Genomic DNA, 22246 nt, shown 5'->3' with positions numbered 1-22246 from the left:
ATGTTGATTAACATTCTCTCTCTAATTCATTTACTAAATCTTTAAATACATTTAAAGCATTTTCTATAGATTCTTTTTTCTCCATGTCTACTCCAGCAGCTCTTAGTTGGTTAAGTGGATATTCTGATCCTCCACTTTTTAAGAATTCTATATACTTCTCAACAGCTGCATCGCCTTCTTTTAAGATTTTTTCACTTAAAGCACTAGCTGCTGAAAATCCTGTTGCATATTTATATACATAGAAATTTGAATAAAAATGAGGTATTCTAGCCCATTCTAATCCAATTGGTTCATCTACTATACAAGATTTCCCATAGTATTTTTTATTTAAATCATAATATATTTCTGTAAATTCTTTAGCAGTTAAAGGTTCTTTGTTTTCTACTTTTTCATGAGTTATCTTTTCAAATTCAGCAAACATAGTTTGTCTATATACTGTAGTCCTGAATTGTTCTAAATAATAATTTAAAAGATACATTCTTTCTTCTTTTGATTTTGAGTTTTCTAATAAATAATTTACAAGTAATAATTCATTTAAAGTTGATGCAACTTCTGCTACAAATATTTTATATGATGAATATAAATATTCTTGATTACTTCTTGAGTAGTAACTGTGCATAGAATGTCCAAGTTCATGAATCAATGTAAACAATGAGTTTAAATCATCCTTATAGCTCATCAATATGTATGGAGATGAATCATAACTTCCCCATGAATAAGCTCCACCTTGTTTACCTTCATTTTCATAAACGTCTATCCATCTTTCATCAAAAGCTTTTTTAACAACATTTAAATACTCTTCACCTAGTGGTTTTAATGCTTTTAATATTATTTCTTGTGCTTCTTCATACGTTACCTTCATATCAAAATTTGACGTTATAGGTACATATAAATCATACATATGCATTTCGTCTATACCTAAATATTTTTTTCTTAAATCTACATATTTATTTAATGTATCTAAACTCTCATCAACTGCATCAATTAAGTTATTATATACATCTACACTTATATCATCTTGGAATAACGAACCTTCTATAGCTGATTTAAAGTTTCTCATTTTTGCATAGAAAATTTCACTTTTTATTCCACCATATAAAGTTGATGCAAATGTATTTTTATATTCATCGTAAGTTGAATATACTGCATCAAACGCATCTTTTCTAACTCTTTTATCCTTACTCTTTAAAAATGCAGAGTAATTTCCATGAGTAATTTGCACAGTTTCTCCCTTTTCATCTTTTATTTCAGGGAATTTTAAATCTGCAAAAGAAAACATTTCATATACATTTTCAGCTATTCCACTTAAATCTGAAGCTGCTGCTAGTATTTCTTCTTCTTTTTCTGTAAGTGTATGAGGTTTATCTCTTAGTATTTCATCTAAATGTTTTTTGTAAAAGCTTAACTTTTCATCACTTAAATACTCTTGTAATTTTGATTCATCCATCGCTATTATCTCGGGAACCATATATGATGTTGCCATTGATAATTCCGTAGATAGCATTTCAGTCTTAGTAGCTTTGGCCTGATTCTCGTTTTTTCTAGTGTCTTCATGTTGTCTCATATGAGTATATACATATAAATTTTGAAGTATTCTAGATGCTTTTTCTGAATCTGTTAATACCTTATAAAGGTTTTCTTTGCTATCAGCAAGTTTTCCTTTATAAGTTTTAAGCTCACCTATAATTTCATCTACTTTTTTTATATCTTGGTCTATAGCTTCTTCACTTTTATACATAGTGTCTATATCCCATTTAAACTTTTCTTCTATAGAAGCTCTATCTAATCCCATAATTTCACTCCTTCGTTTATAATATTTTACAGAACAGCTATTAATATTGCTCCTTCTGATGTGTAAGTTCCCATAACAGGACCTATACTTGATATTATTATGTCCTTATGTTCATAATTTTCTTCTATATGTTTAGCTATTTTTTCAGCTTTTTCTTTACAGTTTGAATGTCCTATAACTAAAGTTTTATTTTTTATATCATGAACATTATTTTTTACCTTCTCAAATAGCTTTTTCATACTATTACCTTCGCCTCTTGCTTTATCTATAGGTTTAACTAATCCTTCTGATATTTCTATTATAACTTTAAAGTTAAGCGCATTTATTAATTTTCCAGCAATAGGATTCACTCTTCCACCTTTTATAGCGTTTTCAAGCGTATCTAACGCACCATAAAAAGCTATGTCTCCTTTTATATCTTCTAAGTATTCAACTACTTCTTTTAAACATTTTCCTTCTTCTATTAATTTGTTAGCTTTATAAACCATTAATCCAACTCCTATAGATCCACTTAATGAATCTACAACAGCTATTCTTTTTTCACTTTCAGGATTATGTTCTAAATATATATTTTTAGCTAATACAGCACTACTATAAGTACTAGATAATTTAGAAGTAAGTGTAATAATTAATATTTCCTCTTCTTCACAGTCAAACATTTCTATGAATCTCTCAGGTGATGGACTTGATGTCTTAGGTAATTCTTTGCACCCCTTCATTTTCTCATAAAACGTTTCTTCAGTAATTTCTTCTCCGCCTATATAGTTTTCCTCTCCAAATGCTATATTTATTCCTACAACTTTTACTCCCATTTCATCTAATAGTCCTTTAGGGAAATCAGTTGACCCTTCAATTATTACTCTTATGTTTGTCTTCAATTCATACACCTCGATTTTAATTATAGCTATATCTTATTTTATATATTTTAATGTAAATAATCTACACTTATTATATTTTTTAGGTCATTTAATTCTAATATTATCTTTTCTACCATAATTCGTCTATCATAAACAATGAAAAAGTTTATTATATAATCATTTTCTCCACTAACTACATCAATATTACTAACATTTATTTGAGATTTTTCAAGTTTATTGTATATAGTAGAAATAATATTTACATTATTAACCTTTATAGTTAATATATTTTGTTTTTTTCTAAAAACTACCTTATCTATATTTTTCAATATATATAATGTAACCATTACAAATAGCCACGCTGATATTCCTAATATATATTGACCATATCCTATAGCAATTCCTATACATGCTGTTGCCCATATTCCTGCTGCTGTAGTAAGCCCTCTTATTCCACTTGAGTTTTTAAGTATAGCTCCTGTTCCTAAAAAACCTATACCTGACAATACCTGAGCTGTTAATCTCGATGGGTCTAAATTTGTTTTTGAACTATATTCCATAAATAATATTACAGATGTTATAGCTGTTATGCACGATCCAATTGAAACCAAAATATGTGTTCTAAATCCTGCAAATTGATACGACTTTTCTCTCTCTAGCCCAGTCAGTCCTCCTATAATAAGAGCTATTAATAATCTAGTTAAAATTTCAGTAGGTGATATTTTACTCCCCCTCCTTTATAGTTAGGTATATTTATATTTATATTTGTAGGGGTTAGTCCATTATTACGACTATATTTTAACCCAAAATAAAAAGGACTATTTTGAATAGTCCTTAATCTTAATCACACATATTTTGTTTAACTATATTTATATGGGTAGGGTAAGCTATATTTATTCCATTATTTCTAAATGTTATGAGTATCTGCAATTTTGTGTCTTTCAGAACTGTAAAGTACTTATGAGATTGAACAACACCTGTTATAGTGTACTTAGCTCCTACAGACTTTTCTTCAATATCTGTAACTCCATATACGCTAAATGACCCAGCATTTTCCTTCCCCTTTTTTGTATGTAAAAATTCTTTATGTCTTTCATTTAATATGTCGCATACTTCTTCTAAAGACTTAATAACTTCTAGAGGATCTTCTTGATATGGAACTCTAACACTTACAACTACTCTCATATTTTTCCTGCTATAATTTCTGATACTAATAATATTTCCATTTGGAATAGTTACTCTTCTCAAATCCCAATCTCTTAAGCTGGTGCTCCTAAGACCTATTTCTTCTATAGTCCCTCTATATTTTTCATTTATATAAACAAAGTCACCAACTTGTATTTGTTTCTCAAATATTATAAAAAAACCATTAAATATATCTTTTAATATGCTTTGAGACGCAACCCCAGCTATCAATCCGACTATACTTGCTCCTGTAACCAAAGTACCAAATTTAGTTACATCTACTATATTAAATTCTTTCAATAATAATATTATTGTCAAAATAAATATCACATAGTATGACATTGAGCATAAAAGACTGTTTAAAGTATTTTCATATCTTACGTCAAATCTAGTAAATTCAAATAGTTTTTTTAAAAAGTATTGTATTAATTTTAATAAAACGTACGCACAAACAATTATAATAACTGAGTTTATTAACTTTGCTAAAATCATAATTAATACCTTTCTTTTAACAATTTCTATATCTCAATTATTAATTATTAACTCTATATTTAAATCATATACCTAATCAAACTAGTTTATATATCAATTTTTTAACACACAAAAAAGCCTTCTCTTTATTCGGAAGACTCTTTGCTAAGCTGTATATACTTATTTATCGCTTGATCAATTTTATTACTCGTACTAACCAACTCGTCTTTAAATATATCCGGGTATTCTATATAAGTATTTATTTCTTCCCTCAAAGCTTCTATTTCTTTCTTTAGTAAAACCAGTTCATTTTTAGTCATATTATCACCATAGTTACAAATTTATATATATTCATTTATATTTTAACAAGGTTTTCCCTAGTGTGTCAATAAACGTTTTTATCAATACTAGATAACTTCCCTACTGTAAATTTAGAAGCAATTCCAACAAACAACCCAGTTATTATAGATGCGAATAACATATATGGTAAATATCCAAATATCATACCATTTTTTATTATCATTCCAGCCACTGCTAACTGCCCTATATTATGACCAATAGCTCCTATAACGCTCACCCCTATTAATGAAAATTTATTAATTTTTAAAGCTAAGTACATAAATATCAAACTTAAGTATGAACCCGCTATACTAAACAATAAATATGATATTGGCCCTGCAAAAATAGATGACATAAGCACCCTTACAGATAAAATTATAAATGTATCTTTTAGACCAAATAAAACTAAAGAAGTTAGCGTAACTATGTTTGCAATCCCTAACTTAGCGCCTGGAAATATAGCAATTAGCGGATTTGGCATATAGCTTTCTATTATATACAATATTAAGCTGTATCCAACCATCAATGACATATGAGCCAGTTTTTTAGTCTTCATATATTTTGCTCCCCCTTAGTTGAAATTTTTTATTAACTATATATTACCATAGTCTTAAAGTAAGTTTTTTAATTATTTTTTTAATCTATTCACTATTTATTGACTTTTTGAATATTAAATGGTATATTTATATTATAATTAATTGAGAATGAAACTCATTAGGAGGTGCTAATGATGACTGTTTACGATTTAAAAGTCGGTGAAAAAGGTATCATTAATAATATATATGGAAACGAAAAATTAGCTAAAAGATTATTAGCTCTTGGATGTATAAATGAAACTGAAATAGAAGTAAGAAAAATCGCTCCATTAGGAGATCCTATATTAGTTCGTTTTAGAGGATTTGATTTAGCGATAAGAAAAAGTGACGCAAAAAACATTAGCTTAAAATAGGAGGTATCATCGTGATTAATGTTGCATTATTCGGTAATCCTAACGTTGGTAAAACTACAGTGTTTAATATTCTTACTGGATCTAAACAATATGTAGGTAACTGGCCTGGAGTTACTATAGAAAAAAAAGAAGGATTTATAAATGAAGATATTAAGGTTGTAGATCTTCCTGGTATATACGCTATGGATACATTCTCTAACGAAGAAAAAGTATCTAAAAGATTTTTAGAAAGCGGAGATGTAGACTTAATATTAAATATAGTAGATGCATCTAGCTTAGATAGAAACTTATATTTAACTACTCAGCTTATGCAATACAATAAACCAATTATATTATTGCTTAATATGATAGATGTTGCAGAAGCTAAGGGTGTACACATAGACCCAGCAAAACTTGAAAAGGAATTAGGGGTTAAAGTAATACCTATAGTTGCTAAGAAAAAAGAAGGTCTTGAGAATATATCTGATGAAATAAAATCATGTTTATACACAAGTTTTAATTATAGAAAAGATTTTGGAAACGAAATAAATACCTATAAGGAAATCGAAAAAATATTAAGTAAATCTATGAAATCGGATTCTAAAAATAAAGAAAGTATTAGTAGTAAATTAGATAATATAATATTAAATCCAATATTAGCTTATCCTATATTTGTTTTAGCACTATTAACACTTTTTAAATTTACATTTGAATGGGTCGGTGGTCCTCTTCAAACATTAACAGAAACTTTAATAGATACTTATATAGCTACACCTGTAGATGCTTTGTTAGCAAATTCTAGTCCTTGGTTCCATTCACTAATAGTAGATGGAATAATAGGTGGATTAGGTGGAGCTCTACCATTCTTCCCATTAATATTTGTATTATTCTTAGGAATGTCATTCTTTGAGGATAGTGGATATATGGCTAGAACAGCATTCTTAATGGATAACATAATGAAAAAAGTTGGTTTATCTGGTAAAGCATTTATACCTATGATAATGGGATTCGGTTGTGCTTCTCCAGCGATAATGGCTACTAGAACTTTAGAAAGTGAAAAAGATAGAAAAGTTACAGCACTTATTGCTCCGCTTATGACTTGTGGTGCTAAAGTACCTGTTTACGCATTATTTGTTTCTATATTTTTCCCTAAAAATGCAGCTATTGTAACTACATCTTTATATCTATTAGGTATCGTAGTTGCAATAATAATAGCCTTAATATTAAATAAAACAGTGTATAAAGCTGATATAGAACCTTTCGTTCTAGAATTACCAGAATACAAACTTCCAACTCTAAACGCTTTATTTAAAAATACATGGAATAAAGCTAAAGGTTTCTTAATAAAAGTTTGTACAATAATGTTTGCTATGTCTGTTGTTATATGGGCATTATCATCATTTAACTTCAGCGGATTTACTAGTGACATAAATACTAGTTTCTTAGCTTTAATAGGTGGATTAATAGCTCCTATATTTGCTCCTTTAGGATTTGGAGATTGGAGAGCAGGAGTTTCTATATTAACTGGTATAAGTGCAAAAGAGGTTCTTATAAGTACAATGGAAATACTTTACGGAAATTTAAATACAGTTTTACCAACAGTATTTACAAGTGTTTCAGCTTATGCATTTTTAGTATTCTCTGCTTTATATACTCCATGTATAGCAGCTTTATCTACAATGAGAAAAGAATACGGAAGCAAGATGATGATGATATCCGCAGTTTACCAATTTGTTTTAGCTTGGATTGTAGCATTCATAGTTAAAACTCTAGGTTCATTAGCGTTTGAAGGTGCTTCAGCTTCTTCATTAGTAGAATTATTAGTTGGAGGAATAATCGTACTTGCAGCAGCATTTATTCTTTATAAGAACGTAAAAGCAAAAGGCAATGGATGCTCTGGTTGTTCTGGTTGTTCTAGCAGCGGTTCTTGCCCTAGCAGCAAAAACAAAATGACAAGTTAATCTATTTAATATAAATAAAAAAAGATGGGATTAGATCCCATCTTTTTTATTTATATATTAGAACTTAACATCTATAGTTATATTCTTTCCGCCTCTGTTTACTTCTACTTTAGCTTTATCTCCTACTGAGAATTTATATAATGCTTTATTTAAATCACTCATTGATGTTATCTTTGTATCTCCAACCTTTGTTATTACATCTCCTGCTTGTATTCCTGATTTTTGAGCTGGAGTATTAGCTACTACTTCTGCTATATAAACACCTTCATCAGCAGCTAAGTCAGTTCCTGTTGTTGTTTCAAATGTTTTTACATCTATACCTTTTATACCTAATGTTACTTTTTCAAATTTACCATCTTTGATAATTTGCTCTACTATAGGTTTTGCTGTATTTATAGGTATTGCAAATCCTAATCCTTCTGCTCCAGATGCTTTAGCTGTGTTTATACCTATAACTTCTCCTTTATCATTTAATAAAGGTCCTCCACTGTTACCTGGATTTATACTTGCATCAGTTTGTATAAGCCCTGTCATATTAGATTGCTCTGTTTGTATGCTTCTATCTAATCCACTTATTATTCCTTGTGTAACACTTTTTTGGAATTCTAATCCTAGTGGATTTCCTATTGCTACTGCTAAATCTCCAGTTCTTACAGAATCACTATTTCCTAAGTCTGCTACAGGAAGTCCTGTCTTATCAACTTTTACAATAGCTAAATCTATAGTTGGATCATTCCATAAAACTTTTCCCTTTGAAGTTGATCCATCATTAAATAAAACATTTACATCAGATGCTTTTCCATCAGATACAACATGTGAATTTGTTAATATGTATCCTTTAGAATCTACTATAAATCCTGTTCCTACACCTTGTGATTGTTGTGGTATTGCAAATATATTGTTAGTATCTATTGTAGTAGTTGTTATACCTACTACAGAAGGCATTGCCTTGTCAGTTACTGCATGATATATATTTTCACTTTTAGTCCCTTCATTTACAACTATATCTTGTTTATTTCCATTAGATTTAGATGATAGCTTATCCCCAAGTATAAAAGCTGTTATAAAACTTCCAACCATCGCACTTATTATACTAACTATTATAATAAGAGTTATACTAGTCTTCTTTCCACTACTCATATATTTATCCCTCCTATTTAATTTTTATATTATTTTACTTTTGTATTATTATTATTTTTTTAATGCTTTTATATTCTTAAATATAAAAACACTATACAGTTAATTTCTGTATAGTGTTTATTATATAACTGTATCCTTAATTAAACCTTAATTGTTTAATCTTTTTTCTAATTCAGCTCTTTCTTTTTCAAAACCAGGCTTTCCTAATAAAGCAAACATATTTTTTTTGTATGCTTCTACTCCAGGTTGATTAAATGGATTTACTCCTAATAAGTATCCACTTACTGCACATGCTTTTTCAAAGAAGTAAACTAAGTATCCAAAGTTATACTCATCTAATTGAGGTATATTTACTATTAAGTTTGGAACATTTCCATCTGTATGTGCTAATAAAGTTCCTTGGAAAGCTTTCTTATTTACAAAGTCAACAGTCTTGTCAGCTAAGTAATTTAAACCATCTAAATCTATTTTTTCTTCATTTATAGTTATTTCTCTTCTAGTTTTTTCAACATTTAAAACTGTTTCAAATATTATTCTTTTACCTTCTTGTATATATTGTCCCATAGAATGTAAATCTGTTGAAAAATCTACTGAAGCTGGATATATACCTTTGTTATCTTTTCCTTCACTTTCTCCGTAAAGTTGTTTCCACCACTCTCCAACATAATGTAAGCTTGGCTCATAATTTACCATTAACTCTACATCTTTACCTTTTCTGTGAAGAACATTTCTAGCTACAGCATATTGATAACTGTAGTTTGACTTTAAGTCAGGATTAGAAAAATCATCCATTGCATCTTTTGCACCTTGCATCATAGCATCTATATTTATATCACAAACTGCTATTGGTAATAATCCAACAGGAGTTAATACTGAGAATCTTCCTCCAACATCATCAGGTATTACAAAGCACTCATATCCTTCTTCATTTGCTAAAGATTTTAATGCACCTTTCTTAGAATCAGTTGTAGCATATATTCTTTTACTAGCTTCTTCTTTTCCATACTTTTTCTCTAAGAAATCTTTGAATACTCTAAACGCGATAGCTGGCTCTGTTGTAGTTCCTGATTTAGATATAACATTTATAGATACATCTTTATCTTTGATTATATCTAGTAAATCTAACATGTATGTAGAACTTATATTTTGACCTACAAAATAAACTTCTGGAGATTTTCTTTCTTCTTTAGTTAAGTTGTTTCTAAATGAGTGTCCTAATGTTTCTATTGCAGCTCTCGCTCCTAAGTAAGATCCACCTATTCCTATAACTAAAAGTACATCTGAATCTTCCTTTATTTTTTGTGCAGATTTTTTTATTCTATCAAACTCTTCTTTATCATAATCACTAGGTAAGTTTACCCAACCTAAGAAATCGTTCCCCTCACCAGTTTTATTATGTATCATTTCATGAGCAACTTTTACATACTCGCCCATACAATCGATTTCTTTTTGGTTAAAAAAACCTATTGAATTACTATAATCAAAACTTAACTTTTTCATAGCCCATTACCTTCCTTATCTCGTTAAAAATTTATTATATAGAAAATTATATCAAACAATATGTATTTTTCCAAATTAATTATAATATTTATTTATAATTTAATTATAATATTTTCAATTATTCATTTATATATACAAAACTCCTGTATATTTTTTATACAGGAGTTTGTCGATAATTATATTATTGTTTTTCTAATTTGTTTGCTATAACTTGTTGAGCTATATTAACCGCATGGTCTGATATTCTTTCAAGGTTAGATATTAAATCTAAGAATATAATTCCGCTGTCTATACTACATAAACTATTATTTAATCTATGTATATGATTTGCTCTACATGATTTTTCCATTATATCAACTTGTTCTTCCATCTTTATAACTTTACAAGCTAAGTCTACATCATAAGTTTTCATAGCTTGTAATGCATAATCATAAGTTGCTATAACTTTATTGTATAATTCTCTTACTTCTTCAGTTCCTTGCTTAGATAATTTTAAATCTGAATCAATTATATCTTGAGCTAACTCAGCTATATTTTCAGCATGGTCCCCTATTCTTTCTATATCATTTACTGTATTAAATAAAGAGTCTACTATATCTCTAGCATCTTCATCTAAATGAGCTTTTGATAATTTAAGTAAATAGTTTAGAATTCCCTTTTGTAATTCATTTACTATTTTTTCATTTTTAAATGATTTATCTATATTCTCTTGAGATTGTTCTAAAAATCCATCTAGTGCATAATTTACACTTTCTTTAGCTTTTTTACCCATTCTTAAAGTTTCTTTAACTACACTTGCTACAGCTATTGATGGCGTCTCAACTATTCTATCATCCAGATACTTTATAGCTTTGCTTTCATCTTCTTCTCCAGCTTTATCTGGAACAAGTTTTATAGCAAGATTTATGATAAACTTCGTAAATGGAAGTAGTATAATAACTGATATTATATTGAATAATGTATGAGTATTAGCTATTTGTCTAGCTACATCACCAGGATTCATATTAGTTACGAAGCTTACTACTGGTTTGTTTAATACTATTAAGAACACTGCCGTACCTAAAACATTGAATATTAAGTGCATAACTGCTGCTCTTTTAGCATTTCTAGACGCTCCAACACTTGATATTAATGATGTAACACATGTCCCTATATTTTGTCCGTATAATATAGGTAATGCTGCATTTAAAGGTATTAATCCTTGTGATGCTAAAGCTATAAGCATTCCCATAGAAGCACTTGAACTTTGAACTATAGCTGTTATACCAAATCCTAATAATAATCCTAATAAAGGATGATCTCCAAACCCTACTAATAAGTCTGTAAATCCTTTATACTCAGCCAATGGTTCAACTGCATTTTTCATAAAGTCCATACCAGTAAATAATATACCAAATCCAATTAGTATTTCTGCTATGTTTTTAACTTTTGGCTTAGATGCAAATAAATATAAAATAATACCGATCCCTAATGCTATAGGTGCCATTCCATTTAAGTCAAATGATACAAGCTGAGCAGTTACAGTAGTTCCTATGTTAGCTCCCATTATAACGCCTATTGCTTGTGTTAAGTTCATTATACCTGCATTTACAAATCCAACTACCATAACTGTTGTAGCACTACTACTTTGTATGATTGCAGTAACAAATGCACCTACAATAACTCCCATGAATACATTACTAGTAAGAAGTTCAACTATTCTTTTAAGTTTTGATCCTGCTGATTTTTCAAGACCCTCTGCCATTAAGTTCATTCCATATAAGAATAAACCCAATCCTCCCATAAGGCTAATTACTATATCCAATTTCATTTCCTCCTTGAAATATTTATACTATTAGTCTACAAATATAGCGCCTTATCCATTTTATCAAACAGCTTGCCTAGTTTTGTTAAATCTATGTTAAATATTAAAAATATATTAAATATTTATTAAATTATGGTTAACTTTTAATTTTCACAATATTTAGAAATAATTTTTTCAGCACACTTTATTCCATCTACAGCTGCAGTCACTATTCCTCCTGCATATCCAGCGCCTTCACCACTAGGATATAAATCTTTTACATTAACAGATTCTAGTGTTTGCTCATCTCTAACTATTCTTATAGGTGCAGAAGATCTAGTTTCTACCCCTGTTAGAACAGCATCATTCATAGCAAATCCATTTAACTTTTTATCTAGTAAAAGTAATCCTTCTTTCATTGTGTCACATACAAACTTCGGTAAACAGCCTCTTAAATCTATAAATTCATATCCTGGTTTATATGAAGGTCTTACAGATCCTAATTCAGTACTTACTCTATCATTTAAAAAGTCTCCTACTAATTGAATTGGAGCTTTATAGTTTTTACCACCTAGTTCAAATGCTAATCTTTCATATTTTTCTTGGAAGTAAACTCCCGCTAACGGATGGTCACTTTCAAAGTCCTCCGTAGTAACATTCACTAAAACTGCACTATTCGCGTTCTCTTGGTCTCTAGCATGTTCACTCATCCCATTAGTAACAACTTGTCCTTCTTCAGATGCTGAGGCTATTACAGTCCCTCCTGGGCACATACAAAAAGTATATATACTTCTTCCATTTGATGTATGTTCAACTAATCTATAGTCTGCTGCCCCTAATCTAGGATGATCATGGAACTCTTTGTATTGAGATTTATTTATTAATGTTTGAGGATGCTCTATTCTTGCTCCTATAGCAAAAGGTTTTTGAGTTATTTTTACACCTTGCTCATATAACATCTTATACGTATCTCTAGCACTATGTCCTATTGCAAGTATTACAGCTTCTGTTTCGAAAGTTTCTTTATCATTTACAATTACAGATTTTATTTCGTTATTTTCTATATCTATCTTTGTAACTTTAGCATCAAATTTAACTTCTCCGCCTAGTCTTATAATTTCTTCTCTTATATTTTTAACTACTTCTTTTAATATGTCTGTTCCAACATGCGGTTTATATGAATACAAGATCTCTTCTGGAGCTCCAAAGTTAACAAGTTCTTCTAAAACCTTTCTGCATCTTATATCTTTTATTCTAGTAGTTAATTTTCCATCTGAAAATGTTCCTGCTCCACCTTCTCCAAATTGAACGTTAGATTTTGAATTAAACTTTCCATCTTCCCAGAATTTTTTAATATCTTCTGTTCTTGTATCTACATCTAGTCCTCTTTCAAGTAGTATTGGATTATATCCTCTTTGAGCTAAAACTAATGCTGCAAATAATCCAGCCGGCCCACTTCCTATTACAACAGGTCTGTTTTTTAACTTTTCAATTCCACTTTGTACATCTGTATATGATTTTTCTTTAACTTCTACAACATCTTTAATTTTTGATTTTTTTAATATGTTATTTTCATGCTTAATTTCTACATCAACAGTGTAAACAAAATCTATTTTGCCTTTTCTTCTAGCGTCTATAGATTCTTTATATATCTTATAATTAAGTAATTCTTTTTCACTAATTTTTAATTTTTTTAATAACATAGGTTTTATATTATCTAAGCTTTCATTTATATCTAATTTAATATTAGAAACTCTTAACATGTCATACCTACCTTTCTTTAGTAAAAATAAAAGCTAGGCTTCGTAGGGCCTAGCTTTTATGGTAATTCTAATTATATTGTTACTTAATCTCTTTGAGTTATTAACCCTCTTATAACTTTCATGTTGTTAAATACTTTTTCTAAGAAATTCTCTGCCTCTTCATTATCTAGTAATGCTATTTGAGTTTGCTCATCATCTTTTATACCGTTTTGTTCACAGTATTGTTTTGCTATACTTACTAATTCATTTTTATCGCTATCACATAATTCAAATTCTTTATAATCTATAATTATGTATTGCATCGCCTTTTCTAAACTGCTTTCGTTGTACCCTATTTCTATATGGTATATTACTGCATATAAATTCTCAGGAGTTGCATCTCCCTTGTATACTGGTACCGCTGGATTAGATTTTATATAACTTGTTGATACAGCAATTGCTTTTCCTAAATTAAGACTCATCTATATACCTCTTTCTGTATATTTTAAATTAAGTTTTTACTACATTTTTAAGTCTTTATGTCTCTTACCTAAAGTACTTGGACTTATGTCATATTTTTTAGAGATTTGTGATTGAGTTACTGTTTGTCCATTTTCTTTCTTAATGTGATATTCTACTGCTGCTGCCCATCCATTTTCAGAACCTTTTATTTCGCTATTTTTAGCTTTATATTCGTTCCAAAACTCTAAACAGTTTTCTAGTATATCACTTTCAACTTGAGCTTTAAGTAAAGCTGAAACTGAACATTCATTTTCATCAATCATTTCTTTAACTTCTTCTTGTTTTTTAGCTTTAACGTCTTTTTGATCTTTAAGATATTCAGCTATGTTAGGATCTAGTAATTGTTGAATGTACTTGTAAAGTATATGAGTATGATATATTAAGAAAGTTTTTATATCTTTATATAAATCTTCATATTGGCTAAAGAAATGATTTATATCATTTACTATTACGTCCTTAACAGCATCTGATATACTTACTGTAACGTCTAATAATAGATGAGATTCTCCTACTTCAACTATTCTAGCTATTATACAGTCACCTTGATTAAATCCGTTTAATAGATTTATATCTTCAGTGTATATTTCGTCTCCTGTTATAGCATCTTTTAATAAGATTCTATCTTCTAACTTTTCTTTTATAACATACACACTTACATAAGATTCAAATAAGCTTTTTAGTATATCTACTTCTGGCTTAGTTAAACTATTTTTATTTTCTTCAAAAAAGTCTACAGTTATAACTTTTTTATTTTCCATTATATGGTCTTGTATAAAGTATGTATTAAAGAAGCTTTCAAACTTACCATTTACATTTTCATCATCTAATATATAAAACATTTCTTGTGCTTTTTTATACTCTTCTTTAAACTTTGGCTGTCTTGAATATTCATATAGTTTTGAGTACAGTTGTGAATATTGTTTTTGTGAAAGTACAATTTTTCTACTAGCTCTCTCCGACACAACATCTTTATTTAAACAGCATTTTTTATATTTTTTCCCGCTTCCGCATGGGCATAACTCGTTTCTCCCTAACACTGTTACTTTCACTCCTTCATTTCTAAATTTAAATACAATTTATAATTATATCATCTTTCCCTCAATGATTCTACACTATAAAGGTATTTTATTGATTTTAAGCGATTTTTTATTGATTTTCTGTATGATTCCATCTAAAATTGCCTCATTATATTTGTTTTTCGCATCATCTATCATAATTTCATTCACTGAGTTAATTATCTTTTCTACATTTTCTTTTAAATTTAACTCCCTTATTCTTTCCTCCATACTAGTTAGGTAAAATTTTTTTATATTTTCAACTAATTTATTTTCATCATTAATATATATATCTTTTAACTTTATATCGTGTTGAAATTTTTTTATTTCAAGGTATTCATCATCTTCAGATTTTGATAAAAGTTCAGCAAAATCTGCTTCATTAATATCCTTATTTATATTTTTAAATTCTTTTATTAACATGTAATTGTTGTATCCTAACAAATGCCCTTTTAAATATGAATACAATATAACTTTTTTCCTATCCGTCTTTATTAAATCATAAACATCTTTAGATATTTTCTCTATGTTATCCATGTCTTTACACTTTTCATTAATTGTTTGACTAAATTCATCCATTATATTTAATGTCCAAATATATATGCTTATCTTTTCTATATCTACACCATAAAACTTTTTACATATGTAAGTATACTTTGTATTTCCATTTTTAAGAAAATCATATTCGATATCATTTATATAATTGTTTAAAAAAAGTATATTATTATCCATTGGAGTCCCCCTTAAGAATTTGTAGAATATTCTTATATATTAAGTTATTCTACATAAAACATAGGAAAACCTTTTATATCACTTTCACTTTAAATTTGCAATCTATAATATTTTCATCCATTTTTGTTATATTTATACTATCTACACTTATTTTTTTCTTTGATTTATTTATGCTTTCAATACTTTTATACATTAAATTTCTATCTCCATTTATCTCACCTTCTAGCTCTATTTCATTATTACTATTTAAATCTGTTTTGATATATTTTATTGTAGCTATATCTTTAAATTGTTTCTGCATACTTATGACTACATCTTCCCTATATCTATTTTTTAATTTTTCTTCTTTTTCATTTTCTAACTTTTTTATAACCTTAATTTGATTAGATAACAATTTCTCTTTTTTATCTAATTTTAAATATACAAAATTAAAGTTACAGACTAAGAATAATACTAAAAAAACACTTATATTTATTTTATTTTTATTTATTTTCATTATTAACTCCTAAAAACTACTTATTTCAAATTCATATATGTTTTCATTGTTATTTATAAAATCGATATTAGCTTCTTTTGTATTTTCTATTTTCTTAACTATATCTAAGTAATTTTTTATTTTTTCAAAGTCATTGGTTTCACCTTTAAGTTTTAATTTTTTATTTTTCATTTCTACACTTTTTAATTCGCTAGCATCCATTAAATTAAGTATACTAGATAGCTTTGATGTGGTTTGTTTTATATTTGGAGTTTCTTTGCTTTGTTCAATACAGTTTAAAACAGATTTTCTTTCTGTCACGTTTTCTTCTAACTTTTGAATTTTATAAAATTTATTTAAATTAATTACAATTGTAAATACTATAATGCCAATTAGTATTAATTTTTCTTTATCTATTTCCTTATTATAAAATTTCTCATTTTCGTAAAAAAAGTTTAATATTTTTTCATTTTTCATAACTATATCAATCCTATATTATTAATAAAATTATTTAATTCATCTTGTTTTGCATCTTTTAAAAAAAGTTTATTTAGCTTAAATTTTGTATTTAAATTTTTTATAAGTTCACAGTTTTGAAAGCCATAGTAATATATTTTCCCATAATTATTTTCAATTTCATTATTCAAAAAGTCATATACATCCATATTATTTAATGTGTATGAATTTATAATAAGTTTATTTTTTATTAAATTCACATTGGTGTATTGTCTCCCCATATCTAAAATTAAATTATTTTCTCCTTCTATTTCAATATCTTCGTTATATATAAGTTTATTTAATATATCAAAATTAACACTTAAGCTTATAGGTTTGAATTTTAATGATTTAGCTAATTCTCTATAACTTTTTATAATGGATATTGGCATAAGTATAGCCTGTACATCTAGGTAATCTTCTTCTTGCTTTAATATGTTGTACTTTAATATATAATCTTTAATATTTATAGGCAAGTATTCACTTAGCTCATATGCTATAAGCCCCTTTATATCACTCTTGTACCCAGTGTTTATTACTTTAACATTCCTATTTACTATACTTTCATTTTGAACCGCAAAAGATATTCTTCTACATGGTATTTTAAAATTATTTAATTCATTTTTTATTATTTTACTTAACTTGTTAATATCTAAAATCAATCCATTTTGATCTATTTGGTCAAACTCAAAAGTTTTCATATTTATAAATTTAACATAGCCAAAATACTTTTCTATAACAAGCATTTTAATTGTATTTTCTTTTATCTCTAAAGTTAATGTTTTTATTTTCATCACCTCTATAATTTATTCTTGTTCATTTTTAGGATAAAAAGTTTGTCCGTCTACTTTCACCTTTATATCTTCATTTTCTGTATATACTTCAAAGTTTTTATCTTTTTGACTTTGAACCTTAGGCTTACCTTCTAAATAATTATTTTCAACTAAATAATCTATACTAACTTCTGATATAGATGGATCACTATTTATTGCTAATTTCGCAGCTGTAGCTATATTGTTAGCCGTAACGTAATCTGCGTTTATCTTACTATTTTTTTCAACATCACCAAACTTGACTAATGCAATGCTTGATAGTACTCCAAGTATTGCAACTACAATTACAAGTTCTATTAATGTGAACCCTCTTCTTTTTTTCATAATTATCTTCTTATCTATTTTCATTTTACTTCTCCTTTTATTTATTTTTATTCAAATGAAGTTACTGCATCAAATACAGGCGTCATTATAAAAACTAGTAAAGTTCCTATAACTAATCCTAAAACTAAAACAATGATAGGCTCTATTAGTTTAATTATTTTACTAGTTAAATTGTCTAAATTATTTTCATAATTTGTATTTATATTTCGTAGGCAATGTTCCATTTTACCTGTTTCTTCACCTACTTCTATCATAGATATCACTATTTTAGGAAATACTTGTGACTTATCTAATGAGAATGCTATGCTGTTTCCTTTTTGAATTAAGCTTTTTGATATATTTAATTTCTGTGACATATATTTGTTACTTATTACATCACAAGATATATCTAGGGCCTTTGTAATTTGTACTCCACTACTTATCAATATGTATATACACCTTATGAATTTATTTACTTCTATGGTTTGAATAATATTTCTAGTTAATTTAAATTCAAATAATTTCTTATCAAAATACATCCTAACTTTATATTCTTTTTTAAACATGTAAATTAGAAGTCCTATAATAGCACCTACTATTAAAAAAATTATTTTATAATGATTTCTTAAGTTCATAGAAAAATTTATTAAAATCTTAGTAGTTAGAGGCAAGTTACTTTCACTTCCAATAAATGATTGTTGAAATTTAGGGACAGTATATATTAATGTAAATAAAATTACACATATACATGTAAGAATTAATGCTATAGGATATACCATAGCCAAGATTAGTTTTCTTTTAAATTCATATTCTTTTTTATAATAATCAGATAGATTCATTAAGATTTCATCTAATTTACCACTTACTTCGCCTGCTTTAACCATATTTATAAAAAACTTGGAAAACTTAGCTGAATTTTTAAATGACAATGATATAGGATTTCCTTTTTGAAGATTATAATTTATGCTTTTTAGAATTGGTTTTAATTTTTTACTGCAATTTAATTGAATTGTATTTAGAGAGTGTGTAATTTCACATCCAGATGAAATCAACATCCCTAATTGATTACATAAAACAGATAGATCTTTGTCTCTTAAACTTTTATTATTTTTATTTTTTATCAATTTTATATTTGCTATTTTTAAGTTTTTTTCTATTGCATATACTTTTAATTCTTTTTCTGAATCAAAACTTAATTTTTTCCTTGATCTGTTTCCCTGCTCATCATATACTATACACTCATATAGAGACATTTGCTTCACCTCTATTTAATATAGCTCTAGCACTTATAATTTCTTCTATTGTTGTTATGTTTTCATTAATTAAATATGAGCAACTATCTAAAAATGTAATCATATTATTTAATCTAGCAGTATTATAAATATCTTCTATGTTCTCTTGACTCATTATCGCTCTTCTAATATCTTTATCCACTTCTACTATTTCATACAATGCTACTCTTCCTTTATATCCAGTATCATTGCAATCTCTACACCCCTTAGCCTTTTTAACTTTTATATCCTTATGTAATTTTAGATATTTAGATATATTTGTTTCTATAGTTTCTTCATAACTGCAATTTTTACATACACGCCTTATTAATTTTTGAGATATTATACCGTTTAATGTTGATGCAATTAAATACCTCGGTATACCCATATCCATCAATCTATTTATTGACTCAATCGCATTATTAGTATGCATGGTACTTATTACTAAGTGGCCTGTAGAAGCAGCTCTAATAGCTATTTGAGCAGTTTCTTTATCTCTTATCTCTCCTACCATTATTACATCTGGATCTTGTCTTAATATCGACCTTAATCCTTTTGAAAAAGTTAATCCTATTTTTGTATTTACCTGAGTCTGATTTATACCTTCTATCTTGTACTCAACTGGATCTTCTATTGTTACTATATTTTTATCAATAAATTTAAAATCATTTAATATTGAATATAAAGTTGTTGTTTTACCGCTTCCAGTAGGCCCTGTTATAAGCAATATACCGCTCATCCTATTAACTATATTTCTAATTTTATTTACAGCAATATTTGAAAATCCAATTTCTGATTTATTCTTTAGAAATTTATTTCTATTTAATATTCGAATAACTACTTTTTCTCCATGCACAGTAGGTATAGTAGATAATCTAAGATCTAATATATTTTTATTAATTTTTTTGTCTATACGCCCATCTTGAGGTAATCTTTTTTCAGCTATATCTAATCCTGCAATTAATTTTATAACTGTAACTAATTGCATATGCATGTCTTTCGAGTAGTTATAAATCTCTTTTAAGTTTCCATCTATTCTCATCCTAATTTTTAGATTATCCTCAAATGGTTCTATATGTATGTCACTTGAATTAAAATTTAATGCTTTGCATAGCATATCATTTAATACATTTTGGTAATAGTCATCATTATTTATATCACAATCTGAATAATATACTTTTATAGCTTCTTTTATTTTCAATTCATCTTCTAATTTAAAAACTATATTTTTTCTAGTTGCCAATCTAAAATCTTGTAATGCATAAATGTTTTCTTTGTTTATAGCTACTACTAAATCATTTTCTCTTATTTCAATCGGTATTGCATTATACTTTATAGCTAAATTTTTTCTTATTGTAGATGGAGCTTTTTTATCTAATACTAAAATTTATCTCATTCTCCTTTCACTTATTTATATTATTTTAAAGTTAGTATATAGACTATTAAGCATTCCAGTAATCTATATACTAACTTTACCTACAATTATTAACATATAGGATTTATTCATACATTCAAATACTTCTATTTGTATAAATAAAATTATATAAATAATTAACTTAAGCATAAAAAAAGAGCCTGATAAGGCTCTCTTTTTATCTTATTTATATTCTAAAATTCTATCTATTATTATATCTTTTAATTTATTTACTTCTGAGAAATTCATATTAGGAACATAGTACTCTTCTAATAAGTCATGTTGTTGTTTTGCTCTTTTAATATTTAACAATCCATATTCAACTAAATCATTTAAAACTTTATTACTATAACTTAGCTCATCTTCATACTTATCATGTTTTTTAGTATCCATATAACTATTTAAATCAAAAGTTTCTAAGTTTTTATCTTTAAATAATTTACTAGTTGTTATAGCTAAGTTTAAATCTTTAATTAAAATAGTTTCTATTTTTTCTGGTAATAGTGGAGCATGGAATGTTTCTACCTCTAAACCATTTTCTGTAGCTTTATTTGCAACTTTATTTAGTAAAGTTGATTTTCCCGTACCTAAATCTCCTTCTAGGTAGTAAATTTTATTTACATCTTTCAGAATCGTATCTGTATATTCTACATGACCTAAAGGAGATAATGCACTTCCAAATAAGTGTATTTGTTCTTTATATTCACCATTAGGAATTACATTTTCAAATATTGATTGAAGTAAATTTGCAGTTAACAAGTTTACTTTTCCAAAGTCCATACAATCTACATTTTTAGATTGTATTTCATAAGCTATCGGAGCCGCTGCTTCAAAATATTTAAATCCAACTTGGAAGAATCTACTTACCTCTTTATTACACTCAATCGAGTCTTTTTTATTCAATTCAATAGCTTTTCTATCCCAATATCTTCCTAAATCTAAAATTTCATCTATAGCTCCTGGATTTTTAGGATCTACAATATGAGGAGCTGTTGCATCTAGCATAACAACACCTAATTTTTTTATAACTATAACATCTAATGAATCTGGATCAGAAGAACATGGGTATAAGTCTACATCGTATCCTTTAGAAATCATATCTTGTGCAACTTTTTTCATTAATGATGATTTCCCTACTCCAGGTCCTCCCTTCATACAAAAGATTCTGTTTACATCTTTGGGAATTGTATAATCAAAAAATGATTTAAATCCTTTTGATGTATTTCCACCTGGAAACATTTTTCTTACTTTACCATCCATTGTAAACTTCCCTCCAAATAAAAATTTATTACCTTTATTAAATTATTAAACTTCTATATTATTTGTGTTTGTCCAAAAATTTATTAACATAAAAATACATTTCATTTAAATGTCTGTATGTAGCAGGCATCATGCTTAGCCAGAACTTAGTAAAATACTTAAAAAAGTTTTTTAAATATAAAAAAGCA

The 22246-nt window shown here is 27.4% G+C and carries 22 protein-coding genes; 2 read left to right on the top strand and 20 right to left on the bottom strand.

Annotated elements, in window-relative coordinates; genetic code table 11:
* Positions 1-7: 7 nt before the first annotated feature.
* The 6 genes from pepF to GFJ41_RS07950 all read right to left on the bottom strand — a co-directional run bounded on the left by pepF (position 8) and on the right by GFJ41_RS07950 (position 5200).
* On the bottom strand, positions 8-1792 hold the full coding sequence (pepF, locus tag GFJ41_RS07975) for an oligoendopeptidase F (RefSeq protein ID WP_035117130.1): 1785 nt from the start codon (positions 1790-1792) through the stop codon (positions 8-10).
* Positions 1793-1818: 26 nt separating this feature from the next.
* Positions 1819-2670, bottom strand: a complete 852-nt coding sequence (locus GFJ41_RS07970; protein WP_035117131.1) for a DegV family protein — start codon at positions 2668-2670, stop codon at positions 1819-1821.
* Positions 2671-2717: 47 nt separating this feature from the next.
* A complete protein-coding gene (locus GFJ41_RS07965; protein ID WP_261914080.1) occupies positions 2718-3338 on the bottom strand; it encodes an MgtC/SapB family protein in 621 nt (206 codons plus the stop codon).
* A 151-nt stretch (positions 3339-3489) separates the two neighbouring features.
* Positions 3490-4326, bottom strand: coding sequence for a mechanosensitive ion channel family protein (locus GFJ41_RS07960; protein ID WP_035117132.1), 837 nt, complete (start codon positions 4324-4326; stop codon positions 3490-3492).
* Between the two features lie 125 nt (positions 4327-4451).
* Complete coding sequence (locus GFJ41_RS07955) at positions 4452-4625, bottom strand: aspartyl-phosphate phosphatase Spo0E family protein (protein ID WP_021430156.1); 174 nt, start codon at positions 4623-4625, stop codon at positions 4452-4454.
* 65 nt (positions 4626-4690) lie between these two features.
* Positions 4691-5200: a Gx transporter family protein gene (locus GFJ41_RS07950; protein ID WP_025162335.1), complete on the bottom strand. Its 510-nt coding sequence runs from the start codon at positions 5198-5200 to the stop codon at positions 4691-4693.
* Between the two features lie 174 nt (positions 5201-5374).
* Between GFJ41_RS07950 and GFJ41_RS07945 the strand changes: the two genes are divergently transcribed.
* Both GFJ41_RS07945 and feoB read left to right on the top strand, forming a co-directional pair.
* Entirely contained in the window at positions 5375-5593 is a 219-nt protein-coding gene (locus GFJ41_RS07945) for a FeoA family protein (RefSeq protein WP_025162334.1), read from the top strand.
* 11 nt (positions 5594-5604) lie between these two features.
* Complete coding sequence (gene feoB, locus GFJ41_RS07940) at positions 5605-7533, top strand: ferrous iron transport protein B (protein ID WP_035117133.1); 1929 nt, start codon at positions 5605-5607, stop codon at positions 7531-7533.
* A 57-nt stretch (positions 7534-7590) separates the two neighbouring features.
* On the opposite strand, the gene htrA is transcribed toward feoB, so the two are convergent.
* From htrA to GFJ41_RS07870, 14 genes are all read right to left on the bottom strand, one after another.
* Complete coding sequence (htrA, locus tag GFJ41_RS07935; RefSeq protein WP_085282894.1) at positions 7591-8673, bottom strand: serine protease HtrA; 1083 nt, start codon at positions 8671-8673, stop codon at positions 7591-7593.
* 147 nt (positions 8674-8820) lie between these two features.
* Complete coding sequence (locus tag GFJ41_RS07930) at positions 8821-10173, bottom strand: glucose-6-phosphate isomerase (RefSeq protein WP_170075049.1); 1353 nt, start codon at positions 10171-10173, stop codon at positions 8821-8823.
* Between the two features lie 181 nt (positions 10174-10354).
* On the bottom strand, positions 10355-11977 hold the full coding sequence (locus tag GFJ41_RS07925) for a Na/Pi cotransporter family protein (protein WP_170075048.1): 1623 nt from the start codon (positions 11975-11977) through the stop codon (positions 10355-10357).
* Positions 11978-12120: 143 nt separating this feature from the next.
* The gene (locus GFJ41_RS07920) at positions 12121-13719 is read right to left on the bottom strand and encodes an NAD(P)/FAD-dependent oxidoreductase (protein ID WP_170075047.1); all 1599 of its coding nucleotides are present in this window, start codon (positions 13717-13719) and stop codon (positions 12121-12123) included.
* A gap of 83 nt (positions 13720-13802) precedes the next feature.
* Positions 13803-14180 (bottom strand): hypothetical protein, encoded by a 378-nt coding sequence (locus tag GFJ41_RS07915; protein WP_170075046.1) that lies wholly within the window; start codon positions 14178-14180, stop codon positions 13803-13805.
* A 39-nt stretch (positions 14181-14219) separates the two neighbouring features.
* Positions 14220-15257: an SEC-C domain-containing protein gene (locus GFJ41_RS18865; protein WP_021430280.1), complete on the bottom strand. Its 1038-nt coding sequence runs from the start codon at positions 15255-15257 to the stop codon at positions 14220-14222.
* Positions 15258-15332: 75 nt separating this feature from the next.
* A complete protein-coding gene (locus tag GFJ41_RS07905) occupies positions 15333-16007 on the bottom strand; it encodes a hypothetical protein (protein ID WP_170075045.1) in 675 nt (224 codons plus the stop codon).
* A gap of 73 nt (positions 16008-16080) precedes the next feature.
* Entirely contained in the window at positions 16081-16503 is a 423-nt protein-coding gene (locus GFJ41_RS07900) for a hypothetical protein (protein ID WP_170075044.1), read from the bottom strand.
* Positions 16504-16512: 9 nt separating this feature from the next.
* Complete coding sequence (locus GFJ41_RS07895; RefSeq protein ID WP_170075043.1) at positions 16513-16959, bottom strand: hypothetical protein; 447 nt, start codon at positions 16957-16959, stop codon at positions 16513-16515.
* Between the two features lie 2 nt (positions 16960-16961).
* Positions 16962-17771, bottom strand: coding sequence for a type IV pilus biogenesis protein PilM (locus tag GFJ41_RS07890; RefSeq protein ID WP_170075042.1), 810 nt, complete (start codon positions 17769-17771; stop codon positions 16962-16964).
* 12 nt (positions 17772-17783) lie between these two features.
* Positions 17784-18158, bottom strand: coding sequence for a pilus assembly FimT family protein (locus tag GFJ41_RS07885; protein WP_170075041.1), 375 nt, complete (start codon positions 18156-18158; stop codon positions 17784-17786).
* A gap of 23 nt (positions 18159-18181) precedes the next feature.
* Positions 18182-19366 (bottom strand): type II secretion system F family protein, encoded by a 1185-nt coding sequence (locus GFJ41_RS07880; RefSeq protein ID WP_170075040.1) that lies wholly within the window; start codon positions 19364-19366, stop codon positions 18182-18184.
* On the bottom strand, positions 19353-20627 hold the full coding sequence (locus GFJ41_RS07875) for a GspE/PulE family protein (RefSeq protein ID WP_226890240.1): 1275 nt from the start codon (positions 20625-20627) through the stop codon (positions 19353-19355). Before GFJ41_RS07875 ends, GFJ41_RS07880 begins: the two co-directional genes overlap by 14 nt.
* Positions 20628-20981: 354 nt before the next feature.
* The gene (locus tag GFJ41_RS07870) at positions 20982-22058 is read right to left on the bottom strand and encodes an ATP-binding protein (protein ID WP_170075039.1); all 1077 of its coding nucleotides are present in this window, start codon (positions 22056-22058) and stop codon (positions 20982-20984) included.
* Positions 22059-22246: the final 188 nt, after the last annotated feature.

Source organism: Paraclostridium dentum (genome assembly GCF_012922555.1).
Classification (GTDB): Bacteria; Bacillota; Clostridia; order Peptostreptococcales; family Peptostreptococcaceae; genus Paraclostridium; species Paraclostridium dentum.
The sequence above is the reverse complement of the archived record's forward strand: the minus strand, read 5'-3'. Positions and strand labels throughout refer to the sequence as shown.

Excerpts from the sequence above, each read along its gene's own strand:
- pepF (WP_035117130.1), bottom strand. The coding sequence starts at position 1,792 with ATGGGATTAGATAGAGCTTCTATAGAAGAAAAGTTTAAATGGGATATA.
- GFJ41_RS07960 (WP_035117132.1), bottom strand. The coding sequence starts at position 4,326 with ATGATTTTAGCAAAGTTAATAAACTCAGTTATTATAATTGTTTGTGCG.
- GFJ41_RS07955 (WP_021430156.1), bottom strand. The coding sequence starts at position 4,625 with ATGACTAAAAATGAACTGGTTTTACTAAAGAAAGAAATAGAAGCTTTG.
- GFJ41_RS07950 (WP_025162335.1), bottom strand. The coding sequence starts at position 5,200 with ATGAAGACTAAAAAACTGGCTCATATGTCATTGATGGTTGGATACAGC.
- GFJ41_RS07945 (WP_025162334.1), top strand. The coding sequence starts at position 5,375 with ATGACTGTTTACGATTTAAAAGTCGGTGAAAAAGGTATCATTAATAAT.
- htrA (WP_085282894.1), bottom strand. The coding sequence starts at position 8,673 with ATGAGTAGTGGAAAGAAGACTAGTATAACTCTTATTATAATAGTTAGT.
- GFJ41_RS07930 (WP_170075049.1), bottom strand. The coding sequence starts at position 10,173 with ATGAAAAAGTTAAGTTTTGATTATAGTAATTCAATAGGTTTTTTTAAC.
- GFJ41_RS07920 (WP_170075047.1), bottom strand. The coding sequence starts at position 13,719 with ATGTTAAGAGTTTCTAATATTAAATTAGATATAAATGAAAGCTTAGAT.
- GFJ41_RS07915 (WP_170075046.1), bottom strand. The coding sequence starts at position 14,180 with ATGAGTCTTAATTTAGGAAAAGCAATTGCTGTATCAACAAGTTATATA.
- GFJ41_RS07905 (WP_170075045.1), bottom strand. The coding sequence starts at position 16,007 with ATGGATAATAATATACTTTTTTTAAACAATTATATAAATGATATCGAA.
- GFJ41_RS07900 (WP_170075044.1), bottom strand. The coding sequence starts at position 16,503 with ATGAAAATAAATAAAAATAAAATAAATATAAGTGTTTTTTTAGTATTA.
- GFJ41_RS07895 (WP_170075043.1), bottom strand. The coding sequence starts at position 16,959 with ATGAAAAATGAAAAAATATTAAACTTTTTTTACGAAAATGAGAAATTT.
- GFJ41_RS07890 (WP_170075042.1), bottom strand. The coding sequence starts at position 17,771 with ATGAAAATAAAAACATTAACTTTAGAGATAAAAGAAAATACAATTAAA.
- GFJ41_RS07885 (WP_170075041.1), bottom strand. The coding sequence starts at position 18,158 with ATGAAAATAGATAAGAAGATAATTATGAAAAAAAGAAGAGGGTTCACA.
- GFJ41_RS07880 (WP_170075040.1), bottom strand. The coding sequence starts at position 19,366 with ATGTCTCTATATGAGTGTATAGTATATGATGAGCAGGGAAACAGATCA.
- GFJ41_RS07870 (WP_170075039.1), bottom strand. The coding sequence starts at position 22,058 with ATGGATGGTAAAGTAAGAAAAATGTTTCCAGGTGGAAATACATCAAAA.